At 73.5% G+C, this 18,831-nt stretch carries 5 protein-coding genes and 3 pseudogenes; 6 read left to right on the forward strand and 2 right to left on the reverse strand.

All coding sequences use genetic code 11. The annotated features are described in order from the left end of the window. Positions 1 to 72 precede the first annotated feature (72 nt). Positions 73 to 927, forward strand: coding sequence for an alpha/beta hydrolase (locus tag HDA41_RS00710; protein WP_184979678.1), 855 nt, complete (start codon positions 73 to 75; stop codon positions 925 to 927). Here the strand turns inward: HDA41_RS00710 and HDA41_RS00715 are convergent. Next, positions 924 to 1,286: pseudogene (locus HDA41_RS00715) on the reverse strand (transposase); the annotation flags it as partial. The gene HDA41_RS00710 and the pseudogene HDA41_RS00715 overlap by 4 nt on opposite strands. Before the next feature lie 17 nt (positions 1,287 to 1,303). After that, positions 1,304 to 1,390, reverse strand: a pseudogene (locus HDA41_RS00720) (IS5/IS1182 family transposase); the annotation flags it as partial. On the opposite strand from HDA41_RS00720, the pseudogene HDA41_RS40825 reads away from it, so the two are divergent. The 5 genes and pseudogenes from HDA41_RS40825 to HDA41_RS00740 all read left to right on the forward strand — a co-directional run. Next, positions 1,384 to 1,651: pseudogene (locus HDA41_RS40825) on the forward strand (polyprenyl synthetase family protein); the annotation flags it as partial. The pseudogenes HDA41_RS00720 and HDA41_RS40825 overlap by 7 nt on opposite strands. 1,295 nt (positions 1,652 to 2,946) lie before the next feature. Beyond that, positions 2,947 to 3,342, forward strand: coding sequence for a hypothetical protein (locus tag HDA41_RS00725; protein WP_184979680.1), 396 nt, complete (start codon positions 2,947 to 2,949; stop codon positions 3,340 to 3,342). Positions 3,343 to 4,186: 844 nt separating this feature from the next. Then, on the forward strand, positions 4,187 to 6,793 hold the full coding sequence (locus tag HDA41_RS00730) for an acyltransferase domain-containing protein (RefSeq protein ID WP_184979682.1): 2,607 nt from the start codon (positions 4,187 to 4,189) through the stop codon (positions 6,791 to 6,793). Positions 6,794 to 6,916: 123 nt separating this feature from the next. After that, positions 6,917 to 12,295 (forward strand): type I polyketide synthase, encoded by a 5,379-nt coding sequence (locus HDA41_RS00735; protein WP_184979684.1) that lies wholly within the window; start codon positions 6,917 to 6,919, stop codon positions 12,293 to 12,295. Positions 12,296 to 12,307: 12 nt separating this feature from the next. After that, positions 12,308 to 18,826 (forward strand): type I polyketide synthase, encoded by a 6,519-nt coding sequence (locus tag HDA41_RS00740; protein WP_184979686.1) that lies wholly within the window; start codon positions 12,308 to 12,310, stop codon positions 18,824 to 18,826. Positions 18,827 to 18,831 lie beyond the last annotated feature (5 nt).

An 18,831-nucleotide genomic window follows, 5' to 3' on the forward strand; every position in this document is an offset into this window, starting at 1 on the left:
TCTGAGCCGTGAGCTCGGCAGACGTCCTAAACGCTTTGAGACAGTCGCACGATCTCTCGTAGGTTGGCCCGCGTGACCATCGAGGTGCCATACCAGCCGCTTCCGGTTGACCAGTCGGACGTTCGCTACGCCCACGGCCCCGACTCGGCCGTACAGCCGGGGGTGCCCGCCGGTGAGACCATCGAGTTCGCCTGGGACGACAGCGCGATCTACCCGGGCACGTCACGGAAATTCTGGGTTCATGTGCCCGCGCAGTACGACCCTTCGGAGCCGGCGTCGTTGATGGTGTTCCAGGACGGATGGTGGTACCTGAATCCCGAGGGGGAGGTCCGTGGCGCGATCGTCCTGGACAATCTCGTCCACCGCGGTGACATCCCGGCCACCATCGGCGTATTCGTCGACCCCGGTGTCTTCCCCGACGCCGAGGATCCGAAGAACCGCAACACCGAGTACGACGCATTCGACGACCGGTACGTCAGCTTTCTCCTGACCGAGATCATCCCTCAGGTCACGAAGCGGTACTCGATCGCCGAGGACCCCGACCGATGGGGCATCTGCGGTGGCAGCAGCGGCGGCAACTGCGCCTTCACCGCAGCGTGGCTGCGCCCGGACAGGTTCCGCCGAGTCATCGCGTGCCTGTCCAGCTTCACGCAGATGCCAGACGGCAATCCCTACCCCGACCTCATTCCCAGCGTCCCCCGTAAACCGCTGCGCATTTTCATGCAGGCGGGCCATCGTGACCTGCAGTGGAACGAGCCCGAATGGAATTGGCTCGCCAACAACTTGCGCGTCGCGGCCGCTCTGGCAGAAGCCGGCTACGACTTCCGCCTCGTCCTGGGCGATGGCGGCCATAGCCCCAATCACGGCGGTGTGCTGTTTCCCGATGCCCTGCGCTGGTTGTGGCGATCGGACGACCGCCCGGACTAGCCAGTGGGCTGGGGTGGGGCGACTTGGTAGGGGCGTCGGTCCCGGATCAGGGCCGACAGGACGTTGACGCTGCGGGCGAGGGCGATCACGGCCTGGGTACGGCGTTTGCCCTCAGAGCGCTTGAGGTCGTGGAACGTCCGGGAATTGAGGTCGTGGCGGACGCTCATCAGGGCAGACATGTAGAAGATGCGCTGGAGACCTCGGTGGTAGTGGCGGGGGCGGTGCACGTCGCCGTTCCGCTTCCCTGAATCGTGTGGTGCCGGGGCCACGCCGGCGAACGCCGCAAGCCCGTCCGGACCGGAGAAGTCCGCGAGATCGTGGCCGATCGCGGCGAGGAACTCAGCACCCGAGGATGGCCCGCACCATTGTGGTCGTCCGCGCGTTCGCCGCGGCGGCCGATCCGGGCGTGGGCCTTGTTCACGGCCTTCTGCCGACGCGACAGCGTCGGCCGACAGCGGTGCCGTACGCCGTCGCCCCCGCGCCGACGCCCGGTCGCTCGCGATGCTGGTGGGAGACCTGCTGATGGCGCTGGCCGGGCAGTTGTTCACCACCAGTGGACTGCCGGCCGCATACCTCGCCCGGGCCCGCCCCTTGTGGTCGGTGATGGCCCGCGAGCTGATCGCCGGCGAGTGCCTGGACATTCAAGACCGCCAAGTACACCGCCGAGCAGCCCCTGCTGATCGGCAGCGCCTTGGCCGGCGCGGGCGAGCGGCTGCGGGAGGGCGCTGGCTGCCGGAACCGTGTACGTCGGCCGTCAGGCCGCGGGCCAGGGCTACAACCGGTGCGTGTCTCACGAGCTCGGCCACATCCTGGGCCTGCACGGCGTGGCGCCAGATGTCAGCGCTCAGGCGTTGGCGTGGCGCCGCCAGGCCTCCCTCCGAGGAGCGGCATGGCGCACAGACTCACCCGAACGGGCAGCCTGCTGACGCCACAGCCACAGGGACGTCATGGACAGCAGGGCGACGAAGACCACCAGGAGGAGGACCGATACCCACATCTGCCGGCTTCCGGGTGCGTCCCATCCCGCCAATGCAGCCGCAGCACCCCACAGGACCGAACCCCCGGCGTAAAACGTGCGCATCCTGCGCAGCTGCCGCAGGGCTCGTACGGACTCAGTGTGATCAGTCTCCGGTTCCATGCCGACGCAGGTACCCCGAAACACGCCCTCCATCAGCCTCAGCAAGCCCAGCGTCCAAAACGTTTGTGCGAGCGGGCGACGGAGCAGCGACTTGGCCGGGCCAGCCAACCACCGCGAGCGCCGGTGTCTGTTCGGCCAGTGGTGGCCGGAGTCGATGCCATGGTCGCGTACGTCCATTGTCCACTGCCGCCCGAACTCCAGCGGGTCGCCGTAGACCCCTTACGACGCCCCGGTGGCCGGCTGACTCAGCCGAGGATGCCGTCAGCGTCAGCATGGTGGGTTCCCCTCGACCCGTCCACGGGCCCGCACGCGCCCCGCCCCCCTTTTGCGAGTGGTCGACCGGAGGTATGCGGAGCACCCCGGCCGGGTGCGGACGCGCACAGCAGGAGGCTGAGTCGACTTCCGTCCGCCGCGGCCGCAGTACAGACACGCCCCCGGCTGATGCTCTGCCGCTTCCCGATCCTTCAGCCCTGGGCCGCCGCCACCTGCCTCACACGGCGAGGAAGCTGCGGATGGTGGGCAGTCCTCGCCTTCGAACCGTCCTGTCAGTACCTACGCCGACGTCAGGACGCCCTCAGCGACATCGACGTGCGCGTGCATTCCGAGGCGTCGGGGGCGGTGGTTACAACTGGCCAGACAGCTGCGTCGCTTCTGCTTTGCGCGTTTACTGCCTCCCCACGTACCCCATGGGCCATCGGAGTTCTGGACATTCGGGGAGCGGTGGTGACAGGGCGGCCAATGCGTTGTGAGAGCATGCGCGGCACGACTTGGGGATGGGTGGCAGAGGAACCGGCCATACCGGACCTCGTCCCCGCCGGACCACCTCGGTCCGCCTGAAACTGCACTGACGGCATCGATGTCCCCCCGGAAGTATCGCGGCCATGCATACACCTCGAAGAGTCGCCGCCGTGGGCATGGCCACGGCCGCCATGGTCGCCGCCGCAATCGCCACGGCGCCCAACGCCGCCGCGGACAGCCACAAGGGTTGTGTCTACCCCCGCGTGTGCTTCTATCCCACCGTCACTCAGTGGAACAACAGCGCGCCCACGGCCGGCTACCAGGACGTCACCAGCAGCTACCAGAATCTCGGACCCAACAGCCGAGGTGCCGACTACGTCCACAACACGCGCAACGACGACCGGGTTTACCTCCGCTACACCTACAGCCCGACGGGCCAGACAGGGGACTTGTGCGTCAACCCCAACACGACCGCGATCTTCAACTCGAACTTCACGGTGACCGGCATCATGATCCAGACCGCGCCCAGCTGCCCGTAGCGTCTTAGGTCCGTCGAATGGACCGGGACGGCGCAGTGCAGTGGCCCGCCGCCCCGGTCCGTTCTCGCGAGAGCCTCCAGGGGGCAGCAGGTCGTAGACTTCGCCCGATTCCAACTGGCTCCCGCGATCACTTCCCGGTCCTGCGCCCGTACGCGGCTGCTGCGCCGCTCGGCTGCGGCCCTCGGCCGACCTGCCCCGGCTGCGGGGCGGTGGGCTGCGGGGCCCTCGTCCGGTTCCTGGGGGCACCCGTCCGTGCCGTTGTCCAGAGGGTTGACCGGCGGACAGTCGCTGACCGCACCCCACAGGTCGTGCTCCCCGCCGACCGGCTACAGCTCGCTCTTCTTGCCCGAGATCCATCCGGCAATGGCTGTGGCGATGTCGACATCCTGCCGGGCACTGGCCTTGGACGGCTTCTGCGGCGGGGCGTCCCGCCGCGGTGCGTAAAGGACGTCTGGGGCCTGTCAGGTCCCTGGACATCAGTTGATCTGACCCGGCAGTGATCGTTCGGACGTGACGGCAGCCACGCCTCCAGCCACAGCCATGTGACAGACCGAACCCCCGCACCGGAGCTGGACCGGCCGACCAGGCGCGTTTGCCGGGCCAGGAGGTGCGCATGCCTGTGTGGCCTCCTTTCCGCCGGGCGCCTGAGGGGCCGGCGGCATCGGCCGGATGACGGCTTCAGTGGCCCGGCGGCATCGAGCCGGTCTCAAGGCCTGGTCAAGCAGTCGCCGTCAGGGTGTTGTCGATCAAGCAAGCAAGCGTTGGCGGAGGACGCGAGAGCCGCCGGCAGAACCGCCCGATCCACACGCACGACGACACCCGTGACGAGAAGGCCGACTACGCCGTGACCAGCAGACTGTCTGGGCCCGAGCCCGACCATGACACCGACGCCCACACCGCGGACACGCCGATCGTGATCGTCGGCCTGGCGGCCCCGGAGGGGGCTCCGGAGGCCGTACGCCGGGCGGAAGGGTCCGGCCCGGTCGGCGTGCGGGTGCGCTGTGCGCCCGACGGGGTCGCGGCGTTCTTCGGGGACTTTGTGCGCCGCGCGTCTCGGGAGCGGCTCACTGCGCTGTACCTGGTGTGGGCCGCGCTGGAGGATGCCGGGATCGTTCCCGGCTCGCTGCGCGACACCGATGTGGGTGTGTTTCTCGCGCGGGCAGAGTCTGGGGACGGTGACGCCGGCGGCTCGGACGCGCTGGCGGCGATTGTCGGGGGCGATCTCCGCTGGGGGCGGGGCCCCCGGGTGACGCTCGGGCCGGAACGGCCGGCGCGGGCGGCAGTCGAGTCGGCCGCCGAGTATCTGCGCCGGAGGAAGTGCGACCTGGCAGTGGCGGGTTCCGTCACGGGCGCGGTCGCGGTCCTGCGGCGGGGCTCCACTGCCGCACGGGCCGGTGAGCGGGTGCTCGCGCGGGCGGAGGCGTTCGGATCCGACGCTCCCCCCGTCCCCGACGGCGGGCCGGCGCCGCTGACCGCGCGGCTCGTGCCGCTCGTGCTGTCCGGGCGGAGCGACGCCGACGTGGCGGCGCTGGCCAGGGATCTGCTCGCCCATGTGGAGGCCGACCCCGGGCTGTCGCCGGCCGACCTGGGGTGGTCGTTGGCGACGACCCGAACGACCGACCCCGGACGGCGGGCCGTGCTGCTCGCCGCCGACAGAAAGGAGGCGGTGCGCGGGCTGCGTGCCGTCGCCGAGGGCGGGTTCGCCCCCCTGCTGTTCCGTACGGCGCCCGGCGCGAGCGTCGAGAGCAGTGCACGCGCGGTTCATGTCTTCCCCGGGCTGGGCTCGTCGAGGTGGCCGGGCATGACGCTCGACCTGCTGGATGCCTCCGAGGTGTTCCGTTCCCGGATGGAGGACTGCGCGCGGGCCCTCGAACCCCTCGTTCCGTGGTCGCTGCTCGATGTCCTGCGTGGTGCCCCGGGCACGCCGGCGTTGGAGGGCCTGGACGTCGTCCTGCCGGTCCTGTTCGCGGTGAGTGTGTCGCTGTCCGCGCTGTGGGGCGCTTGCGGTGTGGAGCCGGCGGTCACCGTCGGCGCCAGCCTCGGCGAGATCGCCGCCGCCCATGTCGCGGGTGCGCTGACGCTGGACGAGGCCGCGCGGGTGGTCGTCCTGTGGAGCCGGATGCAGGCGGAGGCGGCCGGAGAGGGCGAACTGGCCGCGGCGGCCCTGTCGCCGGGCGAACTCCGTCCGCTGCTCGACGCCGAGCGCCTGCGCGGCCGGGTCCACTTCGCCGGTACGAACGGTCCGCGCTCCGCGCTGCTCGGTGGTGAGCGCGCGGCCGTGGCCGAAGTCGTCCAGATGCTCGCGGCCAAGGGCATACGAGCCAAGGAACTGAACCTCGGTCTCGCCGCGCACACTCCGGGTCTGACCGTCGACACCACGGCGTTCCTCACCGGGACGGCCGCGATCACACCGGCCCCGGCCGCCGTGCCCTTCTACTCCTCCCTCACCGGCGGCGAGTTCGACACGACTGGGCTGGACAGCTCGTACTGGCTCCGCAACCTCACCTCCGAGGTCCGTTTCGAGACGGCGGTACGCGCTCTGTGGGCAGCAGGTCACCACACGTTCATCGAGGTCAGCCCGCATCCGGTGCTGCTCGGTGGGGTGGCGGAGACGCTGGAGGACCTCGGTGCGGACACCACAGCGGTGGCGTCGTCCGGCGTCGTCGGCACCCTGCGCCGGGGGCAGGACGGGGTCACGGAGTGGCTGACGGCGATGGCGCAGCTCTACGTGCGCGGGGTCGCCGTGGACTGGAGCGCCCTCTTCAGGGGCCGTGACGTCAGGCGGATCGCCCTGCCGACGTATCCGTTCGACGTCGAGGGGACGGACAAGCGGCCGGCGGGCGTCCCGACGGCCGCGACCGGTGGCACACCGGCCCAGGGCGCCGACGGCACCGGCACGGGCACCGCAGGACTGTCCCTGACCGGTCTCACGGCGGGCGAACGGGCGCATGCGGTCGAGGACTTCGTTCGAACCCAGGTGGCGATGGTGCTGCGGCACAACGACCCGGACGCGGTCGCCCTGGAGCGTGGCTTCCTGCAGTCGGGCTTCGACTCGTTGCGGGCCGTGGAGCTGCGCAACCGGCTCAACGAGGCCACCGGGCTGCCGCTGCCCACGACACTGGTCTTCGATCACCCGACTCCCGCGTCCGTCGCGGACCTCATCGGCGAGCTGCTGGCAGGCCGCACGGAGCAGGGGCCGGGGCCGGACGCGGTCCAGGGCCGGCAGCAGGCGCTCCTCGCCCGACTCGACCATCTGGAAGCCGAGCTTCTCGCCTCCGGCCTGCTGCGCGACGGCGACCACGACCCGGGGCGCGCTGCGGAGCGGGAGCGCGTGGCGGCCCGGCTGCGCGAGCTGCTGGACCGGCTGACACCGGACGACGAGGACGAGTTCGAGGACGCGTCTTTGGAGGAGCTGCTCGACATCGCCGACACCGAACTGAACACGTCATGACATAGCGAAACCCGCCGCAGACCTCTGCGAACGCCTCGTACGCAGTCGTACGCACGCGTGGCATGCGCACGTACTCCTGCGCCACCGGAAAGCCCCCCACGCACACGGAAGGGTCACGGCACCATGACGAGCGGTGCGAAGAACGGGACGGCCGACGCCGCGACCGGCGACAGCAGGGTCGTGGACACGTTGAAGCGGCTCACCGTCGACCTGCGCCATACCAGGCAGCGGCTTCGGGACGTCGAGGAATCGGCCCGTGAGCCGATCGCGATCGTCGGCATGGCCTGTCGTCTCCCCGGCGGGGCCGAGTCCCCCGAGGACCTGTGGCAGCTGGTGGCGGAGGGCCGGGACGTCATCTCGCCGCTGCCGACCGACCGGGGCTGGGACGAGGACCTGTACGACCCCGATCCGGCGCGGCACGGCACGGTCTACGTCCGGGAGGGTGGCTTTCTGGACGATCCGGCCGCCTTCGATGCGGCCTTCTTCGGGATGAGTACCCGGGAGGCGCTGGCGACCGACCCGCAGCAGCGGCTGCTGCTGGAGACCTCATGGGAGGCCGTCGAACGGGCCGGTATCGACCCGGCGTCGCTGCGGGGCAGCCGTACCGGCGTGTTCGCGGGCATCATCTGCCAGGACTACGCGGCCCGGCTGCGCAACTCCCCGAACGAGTTCGAAGGCCACCTGGGCAACGGCAGCACGGGCAGCGTGGCGTCCGGCCGGGTCGCGTACACGCTCGGCCTCGAAGGACCCGCCATCAGTATCGACACGGCCTGCTCGTCGTCGCTGGTGGCCCTGCACGAGGCCGCGCAGGCGCTGCGGGCGGGCGAGTGCGATCTGGCCCTGGCGGGCGGAGTGACAGTGATCGCGTCGCCGCTGTGGCTGGTGCAGTTCAGCCGGCAGCGCGGGCTCGCGCCGGACGCGCGGTGCAAGCCGTTCGCCGCCGCCGCGGACGGCACGTCGCTCGGCGAGGGCGCCGGGATACTCCTGCTGGAGCGGCTGTCGGACGCGCGCCGGAACGGCCGGCGGGTCCTGGCCGTCATCAGGGGTTCCGCGGTCAACCAGGACGGTGCGAGCAGCGGACTGACCGCGCCGAGCGGGCCCGCGCAGCACCGGGTGATCCGGCAGGCCCTGGACCGGGCGGGGTTGTCGCCCGCGGATGTGGACGCGGTGGAGGCGCACGGCACCGGCACGAAACTGGGCGACCCCGTCGAGGCACAGGCCCTGATCTCCGCCTACGGCCAGGACCGCCCCGCCGACCGGCCGCTGTGGCTCGGCTCGGTCAAGTCCAACATCGGGCACCCCCAGGCCGCGGCCGGTGTGGCGGGCGTGATCAAGATCGTGAAGGCGATGGAGCACGGCGTTCTGCCGGGCACCCTGCACGTGGACGCGCCGACCCCGCAGGTGGACTGGTCGGCGGGCGCCGTCGAGCTGCTGGCCGAGGCCCGGGACTGGCCGGACACGGGCCGCCCGCGCCGGGCCGGCGTCTCGTCGTTCGGCGTCAGTGGAACCAACGCGCACGTCATCCTGGAGCAGCCGGAACACAGCGCCGTGTCCGAATCGCCCGCGGAGGCGGAGCAGGCGTGGACGTGGCCCGGTGGGGTGCCGCGCTCGCTGCCGTGGGTGCTGTCCGGGCGCAGCGGCGACGCCCTGCGGGCTCAGGCCGAGCGGCTGGCGGCCCATGTGACGGAGCATCCGGAGCTGACGCCCAGGGAGGTGGGGGTCGGGCTGGCGCTGGGCCGGTCGGTGTTCGAGCACCGGGCGGTGGTCCTCGGCGCGGACCGCGCCGAACTCCTCGCGGGCCTGACGGCCCTGGCGGAGGGCCGCCCGGCGCCCGGGACGTTCCACGGCCGTGTCACCTCCGACAGCCGTACCGTGCTGGTGCTCTCCGACCACGGTCTGGCGCAGGACATCGACTGGGCGGCCCGGCTCGTGCTGACCTCGCCGGTGTTCTCCCGGCGGCTGGCGCATTGCCAGCGGGCGCTGGCCGAGGTCGGCGACCACGCGCTGCGCGGCGGTGCCTTCCCGGGGTCCGAACCGTCCGTGCGGTGGGCTGTGCTGGTGGCGCTCGCTTGGGTGTGGGAGGAGTACGGCGTACGGCCCGCCGCGGTGGTCGGCGAGGGCGTCGGCGAGATCGCGGCGGCCTGTGTGTCCGGTGCGATCTCCCTCGAGGAGGGCGCACGGGCGGCGGCGCGCGGCACCGGGATGCAGGCCGACGGGGGCCGGATTCCGCTGCTGGGGACGTCCTCGACGCCGCTCGACGATGCTGCCCGCACGTTGAGCGCGCGCGGTCACGCGCTGTTCGTGGAGGTCGGTGCCGCCTCGGCTGTCGCCCCCCGTCTCACGGCGGCCCTGGAGGGGCACACGGCACGGGTGGTGCTCTCGCCGGTGGGCGGGGCGAGCGGTGCGGACGGGCTGCTGCCCGAGCTGGCCCGGCTGCACGTGTGCGACACGACCGTGGCCTGGCCCGCGGCCTTCCCCGACGGGAGCCTGACGGGCCGCCTGCCGGCCGATCTGCCGACGTATGCCTTCCAGCGGCGCCGGTACTGGCTGGACGACCGGCCCCGCACGCTCGACGCGGCCGCGGCGGGGCTCGCGCCCGCGGACCATCCGCTCCTCGGCGCGACCGTGGAACTCCCGGAGGACGGCGGCCTGTTGTTCACGGGCCGGCTGTCGACGACCGCTCAGCCGTGGCTCGCCGACCACGTGGTGGCGGGCAGCGTGCTGCTGCCGGGCACGGCGGTGCTGGAGTTGGCCCGGTGGGCGGGGGCCTACGCCGGCTGCGACCGGGTGGCGGAGCTGACCCTGCACAGCCCCCTCGAACTGTCCGCCGGGTCACGCGCGAGCCGGGCGATCCGGCTCCGGCTGACCGACGCCGACGCCACGGGCCGACGGCGCCTCACCCTGTCCTCCCGGCCCGGCCCGGGCGAGCCGTGGACGCGCCACGCGACGGGAACCCTCGACGCGGACGGCGCGGACGCGGCGGCACGCCGGTCCGACCTGGTCACCTGGCCGCCCGCGGACGCCCGGGGCGTGGACGTCGACGGCTTCCACCGGCGGGCGCAGGAGCACGGGATCGTGTACGGGCCCGCGTTCCGAGGCCTGCGGGCGGTGTGGCGGCGCGGCGACGAGGTGTTCGCCGAGGTCGTCCTGCCCGAGGGGACGCAAGCGGAGGCCGGGCGGTACGGAGTGCATCCGGCGCTGCTCGACGCCGCGCTCCAGGCCTGGTACGGGGCGCATCCGGAGGCGCTGGAGCGGCGGCTGGTGCCGTACGCCTGGCACGGGGTGACGACGGGTGCCACCGGACCGAGCGCGCTGCGGGTGCGGGTCGCGCCCGTGGACGGTCCGGCACCCGGCGCGAACGACACCGGCACCTCGGTGTCCATGGAGGTCGCCGACGCCGCCGGCGTGCCCGTGGCGGCGGTGGCGGCGCTGCGCCTCAGGCCCCTGAGCCGGGGACCGGCCGGCACCGCGGACGCGGGCGTGCTGCTGCGCACGCGGTGGATGCCGTACGCCGGGTCGGGCCTGCCGGGCGACGCCCGGATGGTCGCCGCGCTCGGGGAGCCGGACGCGCTGCCGGTGACCATCGGTGCCCGGTACGCCGATCTCGCCGCCCTCGGCTCCGCGCTCGCCGCCGGGGCACCCGCGCCGGACGTGGTCCTGCTGCCGGTCACCGCGGACGTCGACGGCTCGGATGTCCCGGGAGCCGTGCGTGCGGCGACCGCCGGTGTCCTGGCCGCGCTGCGGTCCTGGCTCGCCGAGCCGGTGCCGGCCGCGAGCAGGCTTGTGGCGGTGGTGCGGGAGCGGAACGGCGAGGCGGCCCTCGTCGACGACGCCGTACGCGGGCTGGTCCGCACCGCGCGCACCGAGCACCCGCGCCGGTTCGGGCTGCTGTCCCTCGCTGACGGCGAGGCGCCGACTCCGGAGGTGCTCACGCAGGCGCTGCGCGCCGTCCGGGAGGAACCGGAGGTCGCCGTCCGGGAGGGCGCGCTGTGGGTGCCGCGCCTGGTGGAGGTGGCGGAAGCACGGCACGAGCGGGACGGCGAGACACCGGCCCGTGCCGTGGATCCTCACGGCACCGTGCTGATCACCGGGGGGACCGGCACCCTGGGCGGGCTGGTGGCCCGGCGCCTGGCCGCCCGGGGAGCCCGGCACCTGGTCCTGGCCGGGCGGCGCGGCGAAGCGGCGCCCGGGGCGGCCGAGTTGACGGCGGAGCTGACCGCGCGAGGGGCCGAGGTCACGGTGATGGCCTGCGACGTGGCCGACGCGGACGCCGTGGCGGCGGTGCTGGACGGCGTGCCCGAGGAGCACCCGCTGACCGTCGTCGTACACGCCGCCGGCGTGACGGACGACGGGGCCCTCACCTCGCTGACCGACGACCGGCTCGGCACCGTCCTGCGGCCGAAGGTGGACGCCGCCTGGCATCTGCACACGTTGACGCGCGGGCTGGAACTCGCCGAGTTCGTGACGTTCTCGTCCTCCTCCGGCACCTTCGGCGCCGCCGGGCAGGCGAACTACGCGGCAGCCAACGTCTTCCTCGACGCCCTCGCCCGGCACCGGCGCGCCCAGGGCCTGCCCGGTCTGTCGCTGGCCTGGGGCCCGTGGGCCGAACACAGCGCGCTGACCGGCGACCTGACGGAGGCGGACTGGGCGCGCATCGGACGGGACGGTGCCCGTCCTCTGGACACGGGGGACGCTCTCGCTCTCTTCGACACCGCCCGCCTGATCTCGGAGGCCGTCGAGGAGCCGGTGCTCGTTCCGGTGCGGATCGACCTCGCGCAGGCGCAGCAGCGGAAGGCCGCCGGCCGGCTCCTGCCGCTGCTGCGCTCGCTGGTGGACGGCCCCGAGACGGCTCCCGCGGCGGCCCTCGGGGCGGAGCGGCAGCCGGGCACCGGCACCGAGGTGACCGACCGGGCGCCGGCGTCCTCCTACGCGGAGCGGGTGCGGGCGATGCCGGAGGCGGAGCGCAGGCGGGCCCTGCTCGACCTGGTCCGCACGCACACGGCGATGGCGCTGGGCGAGGGGACGGCCGAGGACATCGCCCCGGACCGGGGCTTCACCGACCTGGGCGTCGACTCCCTGGCCGGACTGGGCCTGCAGGAGAAGCTGCTCGAGGCCACCGGCGTCGATCTGCCGAGCACCGTCGTCTTCGACCACCCGACCGTCGCCGCGCTCGCCGACCATCTGTGCGCGCAGCTGGGCGGCGCGGCGGACGACGCCGTCTCCGCCGGGCCGGCCCTGGCCGAGGTGGACCGGCTGGAGGCGTTCCTGGCCTCCTTCGCCGAGACCGCCGGCTCCGAGGCCAGGGAGACGGTCACCCACCGGCTGCGGGACCTGGTGTCCCGCTGGCCCGGTGGCACGGGACCGGACGACCACGCCGGCACGGACGACGGCGGACCGCAGCCGTCGAATCTGGCGTCGGCGTCCGATGACGAACTGTTCGAGGTTCTCCAGCAGATGCGCTCCGCCGGAAGCGGAACACCGTCGAACCACCAGCGTCTTTAGGAGCGGGCTCACATGTCGCAGTCATCGACGTCACCATCGCGGCAATCGCCTTCCCCGAAGGAGGCGTCGCCGTCGCAGCTGGAGAAGTTCCGCGAGCACCTGCGCTGGGCCACCGCCGAACTGAGCGAGGCGCGGCGCCGGGTGGCCGAGCTGGAGGAGGCCGACCGCGAGCCCGTCGCGATCGTGGGCATGGCATGCCGGTTCCCCGGCGGCGTCGACTCCCCCGAGTCCCTGTGGCGGCTGGTCACGCAGGGCGGGGACGCCATCGGCGCGGTGCCGGCCGAACGGCACTGGTCCGCCGAGGAGTGCCACGACCGCGACGGTGAGCGGCCCGGCACCTCCCACCTCTGGGAAGGCGGCTTTCTGGACCATGCGGCCGACTTCGACCCGGCGTTCTTCGGGGTCAGCCCACGCGAGGCCCTCGCCATGGACCCGCAGCAGCGACTGCTGCTGGAGGTGTCGTGGGAGGCGTTCGAACGCGTTGGCATCGACCCGACGACGCTGCGCGGCACGCGCGTCGGCGTGTACGCGGGGCTGATGTACCACGACTACGCCGGCCGCGCGGGGCAGGCGGACGAGGACGCCGCCGGTTTCCTGAGCAGCGGCAACTGGGGCAGCGTCGCCTCCGGCCGGATCTCCTACACGCTGGGCCTGGAGGGACCGGCCGTCACCGTCGACACCGCCTGCTCGTCCTCGCTGGTCGCCCTGCACCTGGCCGTGCAGGCGGTGCGGCGCGGCGAGTGCGCCATGGCGCTGGCGGGCGGTGTGACCGTGATGGCCACGCCGGTCACCTTCGCCGGTTTCAGCCGTCTGGGCGGGCTGGCACCCGACGGGCGCATCAAGTCCTTCGCGGCCTGCGCCGACGGTACGACATGGAGCGAGGGCGCCGGCATGCTGGTCGTCGAACGGCTGTCGGACGCGCGACGGGCCGGACACCGGGTCCTCGCCGTCGTCCGCGGCTCCGCGGTCAACCAGGACGGTGCGACGAGCAGCCTGTCCGCTCCGAACGGTCCCTCGCAGCAGCGGGTCATCCGGGCCGCGCTGGCCGAGGCCCGGCTCTCCCCCGCCCTGGTGGACGCGGTGGAGGCGCACGGTACGGGCACGAAACTGGGTGACCCCATCGAGGCGCAGGCGCTGCTCGCCACGTACGGGCAGAACCGCCGACTGCCTTTGTACCTGGGCTCGTTGAAGTCCAACATCGGGCACGCGCAGGCCGCCGCCGGTGTCGGCGGCGTCATCAAGATGGTCATGGCGATGCGCCACGGCATCCTGCCCAGGACGCTGCACGTGGACGCGCCGACCCCCCACGTCGACTGGTCGGCGGGCAAGGTGGAGCTGCTCACCGAGCAGCGCGACTGGCCCGCCACGGACCGGCCCCGCCGCGGAGCGGTCTCCTCCTTCGGCGTCAGCGGCACCAACGCGCACGTGGTGCTGGAGCAGGCGCCCGCCGAGACCCCACAAGCGGCGGGCGAACCCGCCGCGCCGGTGGTGCCGCTGGTACTGTCCGCCCGCGACACCGCCGCCCTGCACGCCCAGGCCGAGCGCCTGGCCGCCCATGTCGGCGACGGCCCGTCGGACGTACGCGCCACCGCCCGCGCCCTGGTGACGGGGCGCTCCGCGTTCGACCACCGGGCCGTGGTCCTCGGCCGGGACCGGGACGAACTGCTCGCCGGCCTGCGGGCGCTGGCGGCCGGGTCCGAGACCCCCGGCGTCGTCACCGGACAGGGCTCGCATGAGCGTCCGGTGTTCGTCTTCCCGGGCCAGGGCTCGCAGTGGGTCGGCATGGCCGCCGAACTGCTGGACACCTCCGAGGTGTTCGCCCGGTCCATCGCCGACTGCGAGGCCGCCCTCGCCCCGTACGTCGACTGGTCCCTCACCGAAGTCCTGGGCAGCGGTGAACAGCTGGCCCGGGTCGACGTCGTGCAGCCCGCCCTGTTCTCGGTGATGGTCTCCCTCGCCGCCCTGTGGCGCTCCCTCGGCATCGAACCCGCCGCCGTCATCGGCCACTCCCAGGGCGAGATCGCCGCCGCCGTGGTGGCAGGCGCGCTCACTCTGGAGGACGGCGCCAAGGTCGCGGCCCTGCGCAGCCGGGCCATCCTCAAGCTCGCCGGACACGGCGGCATGGTCTCCCTCCCCCTCCCCCGCGACCAGGCAACCGGCCTCATCGCCCCCTGGCGCGAGCAGATCAGCGTCGCCGCCCACAACAGTCCCACCGCCACCGTCGTCGCGGGCGACACCCAGGCACTCGGCGAACTCCTCGCCCACTGCGAGCAGAAGCAGATCCGCGCCCGCCGCATCGACGTCGACTACGCCTCCCACACCCCGCACGTCGGAGCCATCGAGGAGGAGCTCGCCCGCCTCCTCGCGGGCATCACCCCCCGAACCAGCACGATGCCCTTCTACTCCACAGTCACCGGCGAACTCATCGACACCGCCGGAATGGACGCCGGCTACTGGTACGCCAACCTCCGCCGGACCGTCCGCCTCACCGACGCCCTCCACACCGCAGTCGCCGCGGGCCACACGGCCTACATCGAGTGCAGCCCCCACCCCGTCCTCACCCCCGGGATCGACGAGGTCCTGGAAGAAGCCGACGCCTTCACCGTGGGTTCCCTGCGCCGCGACGAGGGCGGCTGGATCCGCTTCCTCACCTGTGCCGCCCACGCCCACACCCACGGCCTGCACGTCGACTGGACCACCGTCCTCGGAACCGGCGGCCGTGACCCCGACCTCCCCACCTATCCCTTCCAGCGCAGGCCCTACTGGCTGGACGCCTCGCCCAGCGCCACCGCCGACGTCCGCGCCGCCGGACTCGACCCCGCCGACCATCCCCTGCTCGGCGCCACGCTCACCCTCGCCGACGACGAGGTGGTACTGGCCGGCAGGCTGTCGCTGAAGACGCAGCCGTGGCTCGCCGATCACACCGTGTGGGGCACGGCCCTGGTGCCCGGAACGGCGCTGGTGGACCTCGCCGTACGGGCCGCCGACCAGGTCGGGTGCACGGTCCTGGAGGAACTGACGCTCCAGGCGCCGCTCGTCCTGCCCGAGGACCAAGTCCTGCGGCTTCAGGTCACGGTCGGCGGCGCCGATGACAGCGGCCGACGGCCGGTGGGCATCCGCTCACGGCCGGAGCGGGCGGCGGCCGACGTGCCCTGGACAAGCCATGCGACCGGCTTGGTGTCCCCCGGCGCCGCGCGGCCGGACTGGGATCTGGCGCAGTGGCCGCCGGCCGGTGCGCAGCCGGTGGATCTGACCGGGCTGTACCCGCGGCTCGCCGATAGCGGGCTCGGCTACGGGCCGGTGTTCCAGGGGCTGCGTGCGCTGTGGCGGCGTGGGGACGAGCTGTTCGCCGAGGCCGTGCTCCCGCGGCAGCAGCACACTGCGGCCGGCGCCTACGGGATCCACCCGGCGCTGCTCGACGCGGCGCTGCACGGCAGTCTCGCCGGGGGCGTCGACACGGTCCGGTTGCCGTTCTCGTGGGCGGGCGTCTCGCTGTACGCGACGGGTGCCACCGCCCTGCGCGTACGCCTCGTTCCCCGGGGCGAGGAAGGGCTTTCGCTGGCCGTCGCGGACCAGGCCGGGGTTCCGGTCGCCGAGGTGGACTCGCTGGTGACCCGGGCGGTGAGCGAGGAGCAGCTCGACGCCGCCCGCGCCCAGGAGCGGAACCCGCTGCTGACCATGGAGTGGCCCGGCCTTCCGCTCCCGGGCAGCGAGCCGGACCAGGTGATCGTCCTCGGCTCGGACGACCTGGACCTGGGTTTCGAAACGTGCGCCGACCTCGACGCCCTGGCAGCGGCAGCCCCCGCGGCGACGGTGGTGCTGACCTGCGCGCCCCCGGCGGCGGAGCCCGGCGCGGGCACGGCCGCGGCCGCGCGCGCCGAGGTGCGCCGCGTGCTCGGCGTCGTGCAGCGGTGGCTGACGGACGAGCGGTTCGCCGAGGGGACGCTGGCCGTGGTCACCCGGGGCGCGGTCGCGACGGGCGACGGCGAGAGTGTGCGGGACCTGGTGCACGCACCGCTGTGGGGTCTGCTGCGCTCGGCGCAGTCCGAGAGCCCGGGCCGGTTCGTGCTGGCCGACGTGGACGGGCGCGAGTCCTCGCGTGCCGTGCTGCGCCACGCCCTGGCGTCCGGTGAGTCACAACTCGCGCTGCGCGGCGGGCGGTTGTCGGTGCCGCGGCTGGAACGGGCCTCGGCGGGGCGGGCGCTGCGGCCGCCGGCGGACGGCTCGACGTGGCGGCTGGACACCGCGGGCAAGGGCACGCTGGAGAACCTCGCTCTGCTGCCGTGTCCGGAGGCGTCGGCGCCGCTCGCCCCGGGGCAGGTGCGGCTCTCGGTGCGGGCGTCCGGCATCAACTTCCGCGACGTACTGTTGGGCCTCGGGGTGGTCGACCAGAACGTGATGGGCGGCGAGGCCGCGGGCGTGGTCCTGGAGGTGGCGCCGGACGTCACGGACCTGGCCCCCGGGGAGCGGGTGATGGGCCTGGTCCGGGGCTCGTTCGGCCCGGTCGCGGTCGTCGACCGCCGGCTGCTCGTGCCGCTGCCGGAGCACTGGACGTACGCCGACGGCGCCTCGGTGCCGGTCGCGTTCCTGACCGCGTACCTCGGCCTGGTCGATCTGGCGAAGCTGCGCGCCGGTGAGTCGGTGCTGATCCACGCGGCCACCGGCGGTGTGGGACTGGCCGCGCTGCAACTGGCCCGGCATCTGGGCGCCGAGGTGTTCGCGACGGCCGGCCCGGCCAAGTGGGAGACGCTGCGCGCGCTGGGCGTGCCCGAGGAGCGGATCGCCTCGTCCCGGTCGCCGGCCTTCGAGGAGCGGATCCGGGCGGCGGCCGGGGAGCGCGGGGTGGACGTCGTACTGAACTCGCTCACGGGCGAGTTCGTGGACGCCTCGCTGCGGCTGCTCACCTCCGACGGCGGCCGGTTCCTGGAGATGGGCAAGACCGACATCCGTCACGCCGGGCAGGTCGCGGCCGACCACCCCCGCGTCTCGTACCTCTGGTACGACCTTGTCTCGGCCGACGTCGGGCACGTCGGCCGGATGCTGGCCGAGCTGACGCCGCTGTTCCACAGCGGAGCGCTGCGGCCGATCCCGACGTCGGCCTGGGACGTCCGGCGCGCCCTGGACGCCTTCCGCTTCATGAGCCAGGCCCGGCACGTCGGCAAGCTGGTGCTCACCATGCCGCCTGCCGCGCTCGACCCGAACGGCACGGTGCTGGTGACCGGCGGTACGGGCGTGCTGGGCGGGCTGGTGGCGCGCCGGCTCGTCACCGAGCACGGCGTACGGCACCTGCTGCTGCTCGGCCGCCGCGGCCCCGAAGCCGAAGGCATCGACGCGCTGCGCGCCGAACTGGCCTCGGCGGGCGCGGAGGTGACCGTCGTGGCCTGCGACAGCGCCGATCGCGAGGCGCTCGCGGCCGTCCTGGCCGATGTGCCGCGCGGGCACCCGCTCACCGGCGTCGTGCACGCGGCCGGTGTCCTCGACGACGCCATGCTGGGCTCGCTGACGCCCGAACAGGTCGACGCGGTGCTGCGGCCCAAGGTGGACGCCGCCTGGCACCTGCACGAGCTGACCCGGGACATGGATCTGGCCGCCTTCGTCCTGTTCTCCTCGGCGGCGGCCGCGCTGGGCACCCCGGGGCAGGGCAACTACGCGGCGGCCAACGCCTTCCTCGACGCCCTCGCGGAGCAGCGGCGGGCCCAGGGCCTGCCCGGTGTCTCGGTGGCCTGGGGCCTGTGGGAGCGGGCGAGCGGGATGACCGGCCACCTGGACGCGGGCGATCTGGCACGGCTGCGCCGGGCCGGGATGAGCGCGCTGACCGACGCCGAGGGGCTGGACCTGTTCGACGCGGCGCTGACGGCGGACCGGGCGCAGGTGGTGGCGGTGGGGCTGGACGTCGGCGCCATCGGCGCGTCGGACACCGTCCATCCCCTGCTGCGGCACCTGGCCGGCGCCCCGGCCCGGCGCGCGGTGGCGGCCACGGCCGGACCGGCGGACGGGGAGCCTGGCGGGCAGGCCGTGCGGGACCGGATGGCCGCGCTGCCGGCCGCGGAGCGCGGCCGGATGGTGCTGGATCTCGTGCGCGATCAGGCGGCCCTCGTCCTCGGCCACGAGACGAGCGCGGCGATCGGCCCCGACCAGGCGTTCAAGGAGCTCGGCTTCGACTCCCTCACGGCGGTGGAGCTGCGCAACCGCCTGAACACGGCGACCGGTCTGCGGCTGCCGGCGACGCTGATCTTCGACCACCCGACGGCGACGGCCCTGGGCGAGCACCTGCTGCGCGAGCTGGACCCCGACCCGGCACCGCAGGCGCGGACAGACGTCACCGACAACGACGTACGCCGGCTGCTCGCCACGATCCCGCCGGCCAGGTTGCGGGAGTCCGGTCTGCTGGCGGCCCTGCTGGAGCTGGCCGGGCGGGCCGAGGAGGCGTCCGGCGGCCCGGCGCCCGCGGGGGGCGGCGACCCGGACGACGTCGACGACCTGGACACGGACGACCTCATCGAGCTGGCACTCGACACGGGCGAGCAGTGAGGCGC

Source organism: Streptomyces caelestis (genome assembly GCF_014205255.1).
Classification (GTDB): Bacteria; Actinomycetota; Actinomycetes; order Streptomycetales; family Streptomycetaceae; genus Streptomyces; species Streptomyces caelestis.

What these genes read in the sequence shown, in the direction of transcription:
- HDA41_RS00725 (WP_184979680.1), top strand. Translation starts at nt 2,947, where the DNA reads ATGCATACACCTCGAAGAGTCGCCGCCGTGGGCATGGCCACGGCCGCC.
- HDA41_RS00735 (WP_184979684.1), top strand. Translation starts at nt 6,917, where the DNA reads ATGACGAGCGGTGCGAAGAACGGGACGGCCGACGCCGCGACCGGCGAC.
- HDA41_RS00740 (WP_184979686.1), top strand. Translation starts at nt 12,308, where the DNA reads ATGTCGCAGTCATCGACGTCACCATCGCGGCAATCGCCTTCCCCGAAG.